Consider the following 13,057-nt stretch of genomic DNA (forward strand, 5'->3'; position numbering starts at 1 on the left):
GGCCACCGCACCGACCTGCCCGCCGAGCTGCAGCGGGTGCACATGGTGGGCATCGGGGGAGCGGGGATGTCGGGTATCGCCCGCATCCTGCTGGACCGCGGCGGCCTGGTGTCGGGTTCCGACGCCAAGGAGTCCCGCGGGGTGATCGCGTTGCGGGCCCGCGGCGCCGAGATCCGGATCGGGCACGATCCTTCCGCGCTGGACATGCTTGCCGGCGGGCCGACCGCCGTGGTGACCACGCACGCCGCGATCCCGAAGACGAACCCGGAGCTCGTCGAGGCGCGCCGGCGCGGCATTCCGGTGCTGCTGCGGCCCGCCGTGCTGGCCAGGCTGATGGCGGGCCACACCACGTTGATGGTGACCGGCACACACGGCAAGACGACCACCACGTCCATGCTCATCGTGGCGTTGCAGCACAGCGGTTTCGACCCGTCGTTCGCCGTCGGCGGTGACCTCGGAGAGGCGGGCACCAACGCACACCACGGCAGCGGTTCGAGCTTCGTCGCCGAGGCCGACGAGAGCGACGGCTCCCTGCTCGAATACCGCCCGGACATCGTGGTCGTCACCAACATCGAGGCCGACCACCTCGATTTCTTCGGCAGCGTCGAGGCCTACACCGAGGTGTTCGACCGATTCGCCGGTCGCATCGACCCCGGTGGCGCCCTGGTGGTCTGTGTCGATGACCCGGGTGCCCGGGCATTGGCCGAGCGGCTGTCGGGGTCGGGACTGCGGGTGCTGCGCTACGGCAGCACCGGAACAGGTGCGCTCGACGCCACGCTGCTGGAGTGGACCCAGCAGGGCACCGGCGCGGTGGCCAGCATCGCCCTGCGTACCGAGGCCCGCCCGTTGACGATGAGGTTGTCGGTGCCCGGCAGGCACATGGCGCTCAACGCGCTCGGCGCGCTGCTGGCCGCGAGGGAGGCCGGCGCCGACCTCGAATCCGTACTCGACGGGCTCGCCGGATTCGAGGGCGTGCGCAGGCGCTTCGAGCTGGTGGGGAGCGCCAACGGTGTCCGTGTCTTTGACGATTACGCCCACCACCCGACCGAGGTGCGCGCCACGCTCACCGCGTTGCGTGCCGTCGTCGACCAGGCAGGCAGTGGTCGTGCAATCGTGGTGTTCCAGCCCCATTTGTATTCGCGCACCGAAACTTTCGCGTCCGAGTTCGGTGCAGCGCTGAGCGCTGCCGACGAGGTTTTCGTGCTCGACGTCTACGCCGCGCGCGAGCAACCCCTTGCCGGTGTCAGCGGCGCCACCGTCGCCGACGCGGTGTCCGCGCCGGTGACCTACCTTCCCGATTTCTCGGCGGTGGCGGCGCGGGTGGCCGCGTCTGTCGCGCCCGGCGACGTGGTGGTCACGATGGGCGCCGGTGACGTCACGCTGCTCGGCAGGGAGATCTTGGCCGAGGTGGAGGCCAGGGCGTGACCGACCCGACCGACGACGCGGCCACCGAAACACCGGTCACCGGGACGCCGGCCGCCGAAACGCCCGCCGCCGAAGCGGCGGCGCCCGAAACGCCGGCGCCCGAAACGCAGGCGCCCGAGGAGGATTTCGAGGGCCCGCGGCGGCGCGCCAGGCGCGAGCGCGAGGAGCGCCGCGCGGCGCAGGCCAGGGCGACCGCGATCGAAGCGGCCCGCCGAGAGGCCAAGCGCCGGGCTCTGGGCAAGCAGCAACCGCAGACCAGGACCCTCGGGCGCGGGACGGTGCGGGGGCTGAAGGTGCTCATGTGGACCGCGCTGACCGCCGTCCTCGTCGTGGCGCTGGGCCTGCTGCTGTACTTCACCCCGATCATGTCGGCGCGCAGCATCGTGGTCACCGGCGTGGGCGCGGTGACCCAGGAGGAGGTCGTCGCCGCCGCGGCCGTGGCGCCGGGAACGCCGCTGCTGCAGGTGAACACCGACGGCGTCGCCGAACGCGTGGCCGGAATCCGGCGCATCGCCTCTGCGCGGGTGCAGCGCCAGTACCCGTCGACCCTGCGGATCACGGTCATCGAGCGGGTGCCGGTGGTGCTCAAGGACTATCCGGACGGCGTGCACCTGTTCGACCGGGACGGGGTCGACTTCGCCACCGCTCCGCCGCCGCCGGGAATTCCGTATCTGGACACCGAGAACCCGGGACCGAGCGACCCGGCGACCCAGGCTGCGCTTCAGGTCATGACGTCGCTGCGGCCCGATGTGGCCAGCCAGGTCGGCCGGGTCTCGGCGCCGTCGGTCGCCGCGATCACGCTGACGCTGGTCGACGGCCGCACCGTGGTGTGGGGAACCACCGACCGCACCGAGGAGAAGGCGCTCAAGCTGGCCGCGCTGTTGACCCAGCCGGGCCAGGTCTACGACGTGTCCAGTCCCGATCTGCCGACGGTCAAGTAGTCGCGCTGATCACACGCCAGATTTTTGTCGTGTCGTCTCGGCGCGCCTGCCCGGCAACCGCGGTGGCCGGCCCTACCGTTCTGGATGCGCGGAACAACTTGACATAACTCTAAGCCTATGGTTGAGGTTGAGGGTTTAGGGACACGGTCGAGGGTTCCGCTCAGGACATGAAACCCAAGCAGGAAGGGCGATGATGACCCCCCCGCATAACTACCTCGCTGTGATCAAGGTGGTCGGCATCGGCGGCGGCGGCGTCAACGCCGTCAACCGGATGATCGAACAGGGTCTCAAGGGCGTCGAGTTCATTGCGATCAACACCGACGCGCAGGCGTTGTTGATGAGCGATGCCGACGTCAAACTCGACGTCGGGCGCGATTCCACCCGAGGACTCGGCGCCGGCGCGGATCCCGAGGTCGGCCGCAAGGCCGCCGAAGACGCCAAGGACGACATCGAGGAGCTGCTCCGCGGCGCCGACATGGTGTTCGTCACCGCCGGTGAGGGCGGCGGCACCGGCACCGGCGGCGCGCCCGTCGTGGCGTCGATCGCACGCAAGCTCGGCGCGCTGACCGTCGGTGTCGTGACGCGGCCCTTCTCCTTCGAGGGCAAGCGGCGCAGCAACCAGGCCGCAGACGGCATCGCCGCGCTGCGGGAGAGCTGTGACACCCTGATCGTCATCCCCAACGACCGGCTGCTCCAGATGGGCGACGCCGCGGTGTCGCTGATGGACGCGTTCCGCAGCGCCGACGAGGTGCTGCTCAACGGTGTCCAGGGCATCACCGACCTGATCACCACTCCGGGCCTGATCAACGTCGACTTCGCCGACGTCAAGGGCGTGATGAGCTCCGCGGGTACCGCGTTGATGGGTATCGGCTCGGCGCGCGGCGACGGACGGGCGCTCAAGGCCGCCGAGATCGCGATCAACTCGCCACTGTTGGAGGCGTCGATGGAGGGCGCCCAGGGCGTGCTGCTGTCGGTGGCCGGCGGTAGTGACCTGGGTCTGTTCGAGATCAACGAGGCCGCGTCGCTGGTGCAGGAGGCGGCCCACCCCGAGGCCAACATCATCTTCGGCACCGTCATCGATGACTCGCTCGGCGACGAGGTCCGCGTCACGGTCATCGCGGCGGGCTTCGACGCGGCCGGACCGGGCCGCAAGCCGGTGACCGGCGAGTCGACGCCCGCGGCGGCCCAGTCGATCGCGCCGGGCAAGGCGGGCCGGGTCAACTCGTCGATCTTCGAGCCGTCGGATCCCGCCGCCGTGCCGGCCGGGCAGACCAACGGGGCGACCGTGCGGATCGGCGGCGGCGACGACGGGGGCATCTCCGACGACGACGTCGACGTGCCGCCGTTCATGCGTCACTGACCGGCCCGCGGTTCGTGGCCTTCAGGGTCAGGCGCGTGACCACCACCCGCGCCGGGGGGGTCTCCAAACCGCCGTTTGCGACCTTCAACCTCGGCGATCACGTGGGCGACGACCCCGAGGCGGTCGCGGCCAACCGGCGCCGACTGTCGGCAGCCGTCGGGCTGGGGGACAACATCGTCTGGATGAACCAGGTGCACAGTGCCAATGTCGCCGTCGTCGACCACGGCGGCGAGACCGTCGATGCCACAGACGGTTTGGTCACCACGGTGCCGCGGCTGGCGCTCGCGGTGGTGACCGCCGACTGCGTGCCGGTGTTGATGGCCGACGCGCGCGCCGGGGTGGTCGCCGCGGTGCACGCCGGCCGGGTGGGCGCCGCCGCAGGCATCGTCGCGCGGGCGCTGAAAACCATGACCGACGCGGGTGCCCGCGTCGAAGACGTCTCGGTGCTGCTGGGCCCCGCAGTCAGTGGTCGCAACTACGAGGTGCCCGAGGCGATGGCCGCCGAGGTCGAGCAGGCGTTGCCCGGCAGCCGTACCACCACCGGCCGGGGGACGCCGGGGCTGGATCTCCGCGCGGGCATCGCGACCCAGCTGCGCGCGCTGGGTGTGCGGTCGGTGGACGTCGACCCGCGGTGCACGGTCGACGATCCCAACCTGTTCAGTCACCGGCGCGACGCCCCGACCGGGCGCCTGGCCTCGCTGATCTGGCTGGAGCCCGCGACATGACGGCCGCGCGGGACGCGGAGCTGAGCCTGGCGCTGACCGCGTTGCGGCTGCGGGTCGCGCGGGCCGCCGAGGCCGCCGGGCGTGACGCCGGGGACATCGAGCTGCTGCCGGTGACGAAGTTCTTCCCCGCCTCGGACGTGGTGGCCCTGCACCGTCTGGGGTGTTCGGCGTTCGGGGAGTCCCGCGATCAGGAAGCGGCGGCGAAGGTCGAAGAGGTCGGCGGACTCGTCGGGAACGATCCGATCCGCTGGCACATGGTCGGACGGATTCAGCGCAACAAGGCGCGCTCGGTGGCGCAGTGGGCGTACGCCGCGCATTCGGTCGACAGCCCGAAGGTGATCGCGGCACTGGACCGGGCCGCCGAGGAGGCGCTCGACGACGGCCGCAGACCGGCCCCACTTCGGGTATATCTGCAGGTCAGCCTCGATGGCGACGAGGCGAGGGGCGGGGTGGACGTCGCGGCCACGGACCGGATCGATGACCTGTGCGGGGCCGTCGACAGCGCGCGGGGTCTGGAGTTCGTCGGTCTGATGGCGATCCCGCCGCTGAACGCGGATGCCGGCGAAGCGTTCGCCCGACTCGAACGGGAGCGAGACCGGGTGCAACGCCGCTTCCAGCAACGCCTCGGGCTTTCCGCCGGGATGTCGGGTGACCTCGAAGAAGCGGTGCGACACGGATCCACTTGTGTGCGTGTCGGTACCGCGCTTCTGGGATCGCGACCGCTAACGTCACCGGAAGTAGTCACACCAGTCACACCTTCATCACAGACACCAGATTCGCCGGAATTACCTGAGTCTTCACCGCCAGAAGGGTCCTCACAATGAGCACACTGCACAAAGTCAAGGCCTACTTCGGTATGGCGCCGATGGACGACTACGAGGACGACTACTACGAGGACGACGACCGCGTTCCGGCGCGGGGCTACCGTCGTCCCCGCGAGGATCGCTTCGAAGACGAGGCTTACCCGCGCGGGTACGACGACCGGGCCCGGGAGTACGACGAGCCCGCCGGCTACCGGGGTGGATTCGACGATGCCCGCTTCGAGCCCCGCCTTCGGGGTCCGCGCGAATTCGACCGCACCCCACCGCGTTTCGGCGGCTTGAGGGGTTCGACGCGCGGTGCGCTGGCGATGGATCCGCGTGGCATGGCCGAACTCTTCGAGGCAGGAAGCCCGCTGGCCAAGATCACCACGCTGCGGCCGAAGGACTACAGCGAGGCGCGCACCATCGGCGAGCGGTTCCGCGACGGCACGCCGGTGATCATGGACCTGGTCTCGATGGACAACGCCGACGCCAAGCGACTGGTCGACTTCGCGGCCGGGTTGGCCTTCGCGCTTCGCGGCTCGTTCGACAAGGTTGCGACGAAGGTCTTCCTGCTTTCGCCTGCCGACGTGGACGTGACCGCCGAACAGCGCCGGCGCATCGCCGAAGCCGGCTTCTACTCCTACCAGTAGCCACCCACGTCACCCCGGGTAGGCTGGCTGCGTCGCACGGGCACTGCCGCTTCGAAGCGGCCCAGGCCGCCGCGGCCTGTAGTCAAAGTCACACATCTGCCTGAGTGAGGTCGGCTTCGTTGGCGCTCTTCTTCGAGATCCTGGGTTTCGCGCTGTTTGTTTTCTGGCTCCTGCTGATCGCCCGGGTCGTGGTCGAGTTCATCCGCTCGTTCAGCCGGGACTGGCATCCGCGGGGTGCCACGGTGGTGATCCTGGAGATCATCATGACGCTCACCGATCCGCCCGTGAAGCTGCTGCGGCGGATAATCCCGCAGCTCACGATAGGTGCGGTGCGGTTCGACCTGTCCATCATGGTGCTGCTTCTGGTCGCCTTCATCGGCATGCAGCTGGCCTTCGGGGCGGCAGTCTGACGTCCCCGGCCGAGCTGGGCAAACAGGTGTCGCCGGGCGCTGGGTCCGCAGGCCGGAATGTTGAGTTTCGGCCTTAATTATCGACCTCTCCTGCAACCGCCGGGTCAGGTGTGACAGGATGGACGCCAGTTACGTTCCAGCAAGGCTTTACACTCCGAATCACTGACGGTCCAGACTTCAAGGGGGCAGACAATGCCGCTCACTCCTGCCGACGTGCACAACGTGGCATTCAGCAAGCCACCCATTGGCAAGCGCGGCTACAACGAGGACGAGGTCGACGCCTTCCTCGACCTCGTCGAGAACGAGCTGTCCCGCCTCATCGAGGAGAACAGCGATCTGCGTCAGCGGGTCGCCGAGCTGGATCAGGAGCTCTCCGCAGCCCGCCGCGGCGAGGGCGGCGTCCAGGCGACGCAGACGCTGCCAGTCTACGAGCCGGAGCCCGAACCCGCACCGGCACCGGAGCCCGTGTACGAGGCCGCGCCCACGCCGGCGCCCGCCGCACCGGTCACCGAAGACCAGCACCTGCGGGCAGCCAAGGTGCTGAGCCTGGCCCAGGACACCGCCGACCGCCTGACCAGCAGCGCGAAGGCCGAGTCCGAGAAGATGCTCTCCGACGCCCGCGCCCAGGCCGACCAGATGGTCACCGAGGCGCGCCAGACCGCCGAGACCACCGTGGCCGAGGCGCGCCAGCGTGCCGACGCGATGCTCGCCGACGCCCAGAACCGCTCGGAAACCCAGCTGCGCCAGGCGCAGGAGAAGGCCGACGCCCTGCAGGCCGACGCCGAGCGCAAGCATTCCGAGATCATGGGCACCATCAACCAGCAGCGGACCGTCCTCGAGGGTCGCCTCGAGCAGCTGCGCACCTTCGAGCGCGAGTACCGCACCCGCCTCAAGACCTACCTCGAGTCCCAGCTGGAGGAGCTCGGCCAGCGTGGCTCGGCCGCACCGGTGGATTCGGGCGCCAACAACGACGGCGGCTTCAACCAGTTCAACCGGGGCAACAACTAGTCGCGTGCCCCTTCCACCTAGGGTTGGCCCATGCTGATTGTTGCTCTGGTCCTCGCCGTCATCGGCTTGGCGGCGTTGGTGATGGCAGTGGTGACGAGCAACGAGCTCATCGCCTGGGTCTGCATCGTGGCCAGCGTCATCGGTGTCGTGCTTCTGATCGTCGACGCGCTGCGCGACCGGTCCAAGCGCAACGCTGACGAAAACCCCTCGGCGGCAACGGAACCCGATGAGGCTGGCAGCGAGTACGTCGAGGACTATCCCGACGAGGCCCCGTTGGCGGAGGACTACGACGAGACCCCGGCGGATGACACGGTCGCCGTGGACGTCGAGTCCGACCTCGCGTCCGACGAGGCGCCCCCGGCGCCCCCGCAGAGCGAAGAGTCGCCGAAGAACTGAACGACCCGGTCAACCGGCGAGCAGTTCGCGGACTTCGTCGTCGCTGACCTGGTGGAAATCCACGAACATCTGACCGACCGCCCGGAAGTCCTCGGGCATCGTCGAGCACACCACGTCGTCGGCTTCGTCGAGCAATTGCCTGCACACCGACGCCGGTCCGACCGGAACTCCGACGATCACCCGCGCCGCCCCGGCCTGCCGGACGGCGCGCATGGCCGCGACCATGCTGGCTCCGGTGGCGATGCCGTCGTCGACGAGGATGACGCACCGGCCCGCTACCGACACCGGCCCGCGATCACCGCGGTAGGCCTGCTCCCGTCGGTCGAGTTCGGCGGTCTCCCGGGTGATGGCCTCGCCCACCTCGTCGTCGGAGATGCCGAGATCGTGCAGCAGCCCGGTGTTCAGCACCACGCCGCCGCCGGTGGCGATCGCCCCCATCGCCAGCTCGGGCCATTGGGGGACCCCCAGCTTGCGCACCAGGCACACGTCGAGCGGGGCGTGCAACGCGTGGGCGACCTCCCAAGCGACCGGCACCCCGCCGCGCGCCAGTCCGAGCACCAGGAGGTCGCGCGTACCGCGGTACCGAGCGAGATCGCGCGCCAGCACCTGACCAGCCTCGCGGCGGTCGCGGAACGTTCGCTTCTTGTGCGTCATGCGCTCGTCGTGTGTCATCGGACCGTCCGCAGGGGAGTACCCCCTCGAGTGTGGGGCAATCCGACACCGCGAGTGCACCGAATGACTGAGGACACCGCAACGAACGCCAGGGAGGGCGGCCATGGGGATCGAATACGAAAGCGTCGTCGAGCACCCGCGTGACGACGTCTGGCAGTGGCACGCCCGGCCCGGCGCCATGCGCCGCCTGGTACCGCCGTGGCAGCCGATGTCCGTGGTGTCCGAGGCGGAGTCGTTGGCCGACGGGGTGGCGGTGCTCGGCCTGCCGGGCGGGCTGCGCTGGGTGGCACGCCACGACCCGGCGGAGTACGTGGCCGGTCGCCGGTTCGTCGACGAGCTGTCGTCGGACGGCCCGGCGTCGTGGCCACCCCGGGTGATCGGCGGGTGGCGGCACACCCACACATTCGCCGACGCCGACGGCGGCACCCGCGTGCACGACCAGGTCGACACGGCGGTGCCGGCCGCCGCGCTGCGGTCCACTTTCGTCTACCGCCACCGCCAGCTCGCCGACGACCTGGCGGCGCACCGCAGGGCCGCCGAGGCCGGCGCGGCGCCCATGGTCGTCGCGATCACCGGGGCGTCCGGCCTGGTCGGTTCGGCGCTCAGCGCGTTCCTGAGCACCGGTGGTCACCGGGTGATCCGGCTGGTCCGGGGCCCCGCGCGGGGTGCGCACGAACGCCAGTGGGATCCGCGCGACCCGGCACCCGACCTGCTCACCGGCGTCGACGCCGTGGTGCACCTGGCCGGCGCGTCGATCGCGGGCCGCTTCACCGAGGCGCACCGCGCCGCCATCCGGGACAGCCGAATCGAGCCGACGCGGCTGCTCGCGTCGGCCGCCGCGTCGGCGCCCGACGGCCCCCGCACGTTCGTCAGCGCGTCGGCGATCGGCTTCTACGGCTTCGACCGCGGCGACACGCAGCTGACCGAGGACAGCACCCGCGGGGACGGCTTCCTCGCCGACGTGGTCGCGGACTGGGAGGCGGCGACCACGCCGGCCGCCGACGCGGGTCTGCGGGTGGTCAAGGTGCGGACGGGCATCGTGCAGGCCGCCGCCGGTGGCACGCTGCATCTGCTGCGTCCGCTGTTCGCGGCGGGGCTGGGCGGGCGGCTCGGCAACGGCAGGCAGTGGCTGTCCTGGATCGGTCTGGACGACCTCGTCGACGTCTACCACCGAGCGCTCTACGACGACGGGCTCAGCGGGCCGGTCAACGCGGTCGGTCCCGACCCCGTCCGCAACAGCGACTACACCAGGGAGCTGGCCCGGGTGCTGCACCGGCCCGCTCTGCTTCCGGTGCCGGCGCTGGGACCGCGGATTCTGTTGGGGGAGCAGGGAGCTCGCGAGCTCGCCATGGCGAGTCAGCGCGTGGTGCCGTCGAAGCTACTGGCCGCCGGGCAACCGTTCCGCCACCCCGACCTCCGCGGCGCGCTGGCCCATCAGCTCGGGCGGGAGTGACCCGCCACGTGCGTCAGGAAGCCGCGCACCAGGGAGCGGATCCTCGGCCCGGTATCCTGCGCGAGTTCCGTTGTGCGGGTCAGTAGTTCGTCGTGATCCAGGCCGGCGGCGATCACGTCTCCGTCACGGTCGGCGGCCAGCCACATCTTCAGCAGGTCCCCGTCGACCTCGGGATGGAACTGCAGGGCCAGCGTGCGGCCCAGCACGAATGCCTGTGAGGCGTTCGGCGTCCGCGCGATCTCGGTGGCGCCGGGAGGCGGCGTCCAGCGGTCGAAATGCCACTGGAACCACGGTCCTCCCGGGACCACCTCGGGCCGGTCGCTGAGCACGTCGTACCAACCGATCTCCGGTCGCGGGGAGCGCGCCACCGAACCGCCGAACGCCTGAGCGAGCAACTGGCCGCCGAAACACACCCCCAGCACCGCGATCCCGGCGTCGGCGGCGTCACGCAGCAGCTGCATCTCGGTGCCGACCCAGGAGTCGCGCAGCGATTCGTCGTACACCGGCCAGCTCGCCCCGAGCGGGACGATCACGTCGTAGCCGCCCGGATCGGGGAACGTCACCTCGCCCGCGGGTGCGCCGACGCGCTCGGCGGGGACCACCTCGAACGTGTCGACGTCGAATCCCTGCTCGGCGAATGCGTCTCCCAGCAGCGCTTCGGTCGCGATGTGCTCGTTGACCAGGAACAGAACCTTGGATGCCACGTCCGCCATTATCTCGGCGCGGGCCCCGGTGGTGCATCGTCGGGGGCCATCTCGGCCCCGATCCTGCGGAACAGTGTCTCGGCCTCGTTGCGGTAGTCGCCGGAGTCGTCGAACGCTTCAGGGGCGAAGGTGGTGGCGACGGCGATGGCGATCTTCTGCGCCGGCAGGTATGCCTCGACGCCGGCGTACCCGGCGAACATCGGGTTCTGCAGCAGCCAGTTTCCGGAGATCACGACGCCGAGCCCGTACGTGTAGCGCTCGTCCATCGGCCTGCAGGTCGCGCAGCCGGGCTGTGAGCGGGTCTTGCCGCGCAGGTCGGTCGACACCATCTGCCGATACGACTCGGGCTTGAGCAGCCGACCGGATCCGATGCCCACCGCGGTCGCCTCAAGATCGTAGATGTTGGTGGTCTGAATCGCGCCGTGGGTGATCGTCCAGGACGGGTTCCAGAACGTGGATTCCTCGTAGAACGGGGTGTCGGGCGGTATCCGGAGTGCCTCGCGGCGCTCGGAGGTGAAGGCGTGCAGTACCGGTGACGGGATGTCGGCGGTCAGGGAGGCGGCCGTGTCGGTCAGGCCCAGCGGGCGAAGAACCTTGTCCGACAACAGGTCCGACATGGTCTCGCCGGTGGCTTTCTCGAGTGCGAGCCCCAGCAGGACGTAGTTGGTGTGCGCGTAGTTCCAGTTGGTACCCGGTTCGTACAGCAGGGGTTTGGAGGTGGCGTAGGAGAGAAGGTCGTGCGTGGTCCACGCCCGGAAGGGATCGGCGAGGAACGCGTCGTTCATGGCGGTGTTCCCGATGACGTAGTCGACGTAGCCGGACGTCATCTGGGCCAGTTGACGCAGCGTCACCCGGTCGGCGTGCGGAATTCGCGGCAGCCACGTCGACAGCTTGTCATCCAGGCTCACCGTGCCTTCTTCGGCGAGCTTGAGCAGCAGCGTCGCCACATAGGAGATGGCCACGGCACCGTTGCGGAAATGCATGGCGGTGTTGGCCGGCACGCCGGTCATCGATTCGCCGGCCGCCTCGGTGAGCACCTCGCGACCGTCGACGGTGACCCGGACGATCACCGCCTTCAGGTGAGCTTCGGCCATGGTCTCCCGCACGATGCGCATCACCGCGTCGGCCTTGGCCGGGTCGGCTTTCGGGGCATCCGAGTCGGGCGCCACCGCGGGCGGTGCGCAGGCGGCGAGGATCGGCAGGATGCAGGCGGCGGCCAGACGGCGCAGGACGGTCATGCCCGCATCCTCTCGTACCGCCGCGTCCGGGCAGTTCTTGACTCTCTCCCCGGGGGAGACACCACCGTGGGTGCCATGACCGTTCAAGAGACCATGATCGCGTGGGATGCACTGCCTGTGGCAGTCAACGCCTACCTCACCTCACACCAGGCCCGTGACGCGGCGGCGGCCCTGGTGACCTTCGCCGACGACGCCTCGGTCACCGATGAGGGCCATGTCCACCGTGGACGCACCGAGATCGCCGCCTGGCTGGCCGATGCGGGCAGCGAATTCACTTACACCACCGAGTTCGTCGGCGCGGCCCGGGTCGGCCCATCCGACTACCACGTTCGGCAGCGACTGGAAGGCGACTTCCCCGGCGGAGTGGCCGATCTGCACTACCGATTCACGCTGGTGGGCGGGCTGATCGGCCGACTTGTGATCGAGCCGTGAGAACCTGGTTCATCACGGGAGGCACGCCGGGCGGGTTCGGCGTGGCCTTCGCCGACGCCGCCCTGGGGGCCGGGGACCGGGTAGCGCTCACGGTTCGCAGGCCCGAGGAGCTGGACGGCTGGGCGCGGGAGCACGGGGACCGGGTTCTGGTGGTGCCGTTGGACGTGACCGACCCCGAGCAGGTGCGCGTCGCGGTGAAGGCCACCGAGGAGCGGTTCGGCGGCATAGACGTGTTGGTCAACAACGCGGGCCGGGGCTGGGCCGGAACGGTCGAGGGCATGGACGAGTCCGAGCTGCGGGCGATGTTCGAGCTCAATTTCTTCGCAGTGCTGTCCGTGCTGCGGGCCGCGCTGCCCGGTATGCGCGCCAGGCGGGGCGGTTGGATCGTCAATGTGTCGTCCGTTGCGGGGCTGCGTGGTGTGACCGGCTTCGGTCATTACAGCGCAACGAAATTCGCCGTCGAGGCGATCACCGGGGTGCTCCGTGACGAGGTGGCGCCGTGGGGGATCAACGTGATGGCGGTCGAGCCCGCAGCGTTCCGTACCCGCGCCTACTCCGGGTTCGCCGACGAGCCCGTCCGCGAACCGGTCTCCGAGTATCGCGCGTTGTTGCAGGGGGTCCGGGAGGCGATGATCGCCCAGGACGGCATGCAGCCCGGCGATCCCCGGCGCGGCGCCCGCGCGGTGTTGGCGGCCATGGCGCAGGATCCGCCACCCCATCGCCTGGTCCTGGGAGGCGACGGGTTCGACGCAGTCAAGGCGGAACTGGAAGCGGCGCTGGCCGAACTACACGAAAACGAGACGCTTTCTCGCGGAGCGGATTTCCCCCAATGACCGGGCG

The 13,057-nt window shown here is 70.0% G+C and carries 15 protein-coding genes; 12 read left to right on the forward strand and 3 right to left on the reverse strand.

Annotation, left to right across the window (positions count from 1 at the left end; translation table 11 throughout):
• Nucleotides 1–42 precede the first annotated feature (42 nt).
• The 9 genes from murC (at nt 43) to BN976_RS23530 (ending at nt 7,718) form a co-directional block, all read left to right on the forward strand.
• The gene (gene murC, locus BN976_RS23490) at nt 43–1,425 is read left to right on the forward strand and encodes a UDP-N-acetylmuramate--L-alanine ligase (RefSeq protein WP_051558551.1); all 1,383 of its coding nucleotides are present in this window, start codon (nt 43–45) and stop codon (nt 1,423–1,425) included.
• Complete coding sequence (locus BN976_RS23495) at nt 1,422–2,366, forward strand: cell division protein FtsQ/DivIB (protein ID WP_036374547.1); 945 nt, start codon at nt 1,422–1,424, stop codon at nt 2,364–2,366. The genes murC and BN976_RS23495 overlap by 4 nt, the downstream gene beginning before the upstream one ends.
• Before the next feature lie 193 nt (nt 2,367–2,559).
• Entirely contained in the window at nt 2,560–3,726 is a 1,167-nt protein-coding gene (ftsZ, locus tag BN976_RS23500; protein WP_011780719.1) for a cell division protein FtsZ, read from the forward strand.
• 14 nt (nt 3,727–3,740) lie between these two features.
• A complete protein-coding gene (gene pgeF / locus BN976_RS23505; protein WP_036374552.1) occupies nt 3,741–4,451 on the forward strand; it encodes a peptidoglycan editing factor PgeF in 711 nt (236 codons plus the stop codon).
• Nucleotides 4,448–5,275, forward strand: a complete 828-nt coding sequence (locus BN976_RS23510) for a YggS family pyridoxal phosphate-dependent enzyme (protein WP_011780717.1) — start codon at nt 4,448–4,450, stop codon at nt 5,273–5,275. The genes pgeF and BN976_RS23510 overlap by 4 nt, the downstream gene beginning before the upstream one ends.
• Nucleotides 5,272–5,904, forward strand: a complete 633-nt coding sequence (locus BN976_RS23515) for a cell division protein SepF (RefSeq protein WP_011780716.1) — start codon at nt 5,272–5,274, stop codon at nt 5,902–5,904. Before BN976_RS23510 ends, BN976_RS23515 begins: the two co-directional genes overlap by 4 nt.
• 119 nt (nt 5,905–6,023) lie before the next feature.
• Nucleotides 6,024–6,314, forward strand: coding sequence for a YggT family protein (locus tag BN976_RS23520; RefSeq protein ID WP_011780715.1), 291 nt, complete (start codon nt 6,024–6,026; stop codon nt 6,312–6,314).
• 192 nt (nt 6,315–6,506) lie between these two features.
• Nucleotides 6,507–7,322 (forward strand): DivIVA-like cell division protein Wag31, encoded by an 816-nt coding sequence (gene wag31 / locus BN976_RS23525; RefSeq protein ID WP_011780714.1) that lies wholly within the window; start codon nt 6,507–6,509, stop codon nt 7,320–7,322.
• Between the two features lie 30 nt (nt 7,323–7,352).
• The gene (locus tag BN976_RS23530; RefSeq protein WP_036374555.1) at nt 7,353–7,718 is read left to right on the forward strand and encodes a DUF308 domain-containing protein; all 366 of its coding nucleotides are present in this window, start codon (nt 7,353–7,355) and stop codon (nt 7,716–7,718) included.
• Nucleotides 7,719–7,727: 9 nt separating this feature from the next.
• Here the strand turns inward: BN976_RS23530 and BN976_RS23535 are convergent, their stop codons facing one another.
• Complete coding sequence (locus BN976_RS23535; RefSeq protein WP_109489653.1) at nt 7,728–8,390, reverse strand: phosphoribosyltransferase; 663 nt, start codon at nt 8,388–8,390, stop codon at nt 7,728–7,730.
• Nucleotides 8,391–8,493: 103 nt separating this feature from the next.
• Between BN976_RS23535 and BN976_RS23540 the strand changes: the two genes are divergently transcribed.
• The gene (locus BN976_RS23540) at nt 8,494–9,843 is read left to right on the forward strand and encodes a TIGR01777 family oxidoreductase (protein WP_036374559.1); all 1,350 of its coding nucleotides are present in this window, start codon (nt 8,494–8,496) and stop codon (nt 9,841–9,843) included.
• Here the strand turns inward: BN976_RS23540 and BN976_RS23545 are convergent.
• Both BN976_RS23545 and BN976_RS23550 read right to left on the reverse strand, forming a co-directional pair.
• Nucleotides 9,825–10,556, reverse strand: a complete 732-nt coding sequence (locus BN976_RS23545) for a type 1 glutamine amidotransferase (RefSeq protein WP_036374561.1) — start codon at nt 10,554–10,556, stop codon at nt 9,825–9,827. The genes BN976_RS23540 and BN976_RS23545 overlap by 19 nt on opposite strands.
• Nucleotides 10,556–11,785: a serine hydrolase domain-containing protein gene (locus tag BN976_RS23550; protein ID WP_036374563.1), complete on the reverse strand. Its 1,230-nt coding sequence runs from the start codon at nt 11,783–11,785 to the stop codon at nt 10,556–10,558. Before BN976_RS23550 ends, BN976_RS23545 begins: the two co-directional genes overlap by 1 nt.
• Nucleotides 11,786–11,860: 75 nt before the next feature.
• Between BN976_RS23550 and BN976_RS23555 the strand changes: the two genes are divergently transcribed.
• Both BN976_RS23555 and BN976_RS23560 read left to right on the forward strand, forming a co-directional pair.
• The gene (locus tag BN976_RS23555) at nt 11,861–12,217 is read left to right on the forward strand and encodes a hypothetical protein (RefSeq protein ID WP_036374564.1); all 357 of its coding nucleotides are present in this window, start codon (nt 11,861–11,863) and stop codon (nt 12,215–12,217) included.
• The gene (locus BN976_RS23560) at nt 12,214–13,050 is read left to right on the forward strand and encodes an SDR family NAD(P)-dependent oxidoreductase (RefSeq protein ID WP_036374565.1); all 837 of its coding nucleotides are present in this window, start codon (nt 12,214–12,216) and stop codon (nt 13,048–13,050) included. Before BN976_RS23555 ends, BN976_RS23560 begins: the two co-directional genes overlap by 4 nt.
• Nucleotides 13,051–13,057 lie beyond the last annotated feature (7 nt).

Source organism: Mycolicibacterium austroafricanum (genome assembly GCF_000612725.1).
GTDB classification, from domain to species: domain Bacteria; phylum Actinomycetota; class Actinomycetes; order Mycobacteriales; family Mycobacteriaceae; genus Mycobacterium; species Mycobacterium austroafricanum.

Excerpts from the sequence above, each read along its gene's own strand:
- murC (WP_051558551.1), top strand. The coding sequence starts at position 43 with ATGGTGGGCATCGGGGGAGCGGGGATGTCGGGTATCGCCCGCATCCTG.
- ftsZ (WP_011780719.1), top strand. The coding sequence starts at position 2,560 with ATGACCCCCCCGCATAACTACCTCGCTGTGATCAAGGTGGTCGGCATC.
- BN976_RS23510 (WP_011780717.1), top strand. The coding sequence starts at position 4,448 with ATGACGGCCGCGCGGGACGCGGAGCTGAGCCTGGCGCTGACCGCGTTG.
- BN976_RS23515 (WP_011780716.1), top strand. The coding sequence starts at position 5,272 with ATGAGCACACTGCACAAAGTCAAGGCCTACTTCGGTATGGCGCCGATG.
- wag31 (WP_011780714.1), top strand. The coding sequence starts at position 6,507 with ATGCCGCTCACTCCTGCCGACGTGCACAACGTGGCATTCAGCAAGCCA.
- BN976_RS23530 (WP_036374555.1), top strand. The coding sequence starts at position 7,353 with ATGCTGATTGTTGCTCTGGTCCTCGCCGTCATCGGCTTGGCGGCGTTG.
- BN976_RS23535 (WP_109489653.1), bottom strand. The coding sequence starts at position 8,390 with ATGACACACGACGAGCGCATGACGCACAAGAAGCGAACGTTCCGCGAC.
- BN976_RS23540 (WP_036374559.1), top strand. The coding sequence starts at position 8,494 with ATGGGGATCGAATACGAAAGCGTCGTCGAGCACCCGCGTGACGACGTC.
- BN976_RS23545 (WP_036374561.1), bottom strand. The coding sequence starts at position 10,556 with ATGGCGGACGTGGCATCCAAGGTTCTGTTCCTGGTCAACGAGCACATC.
- BN976_RS23550 (WP_036374563.1), bottom strand. The coding sequence starts at position 11,785 with ATGACCGTCCTGCGCCGTCTGGCCGCCGCCTGCATCCTGCCGATCCTC.
- BN976_RS23555 (WP_036374564.1), top strand. The coding sequence starts at position 11,861 with ATGACCGTTCAAGAGACCATGATCGCGTGGGATGCACTGCCTGTGGCA.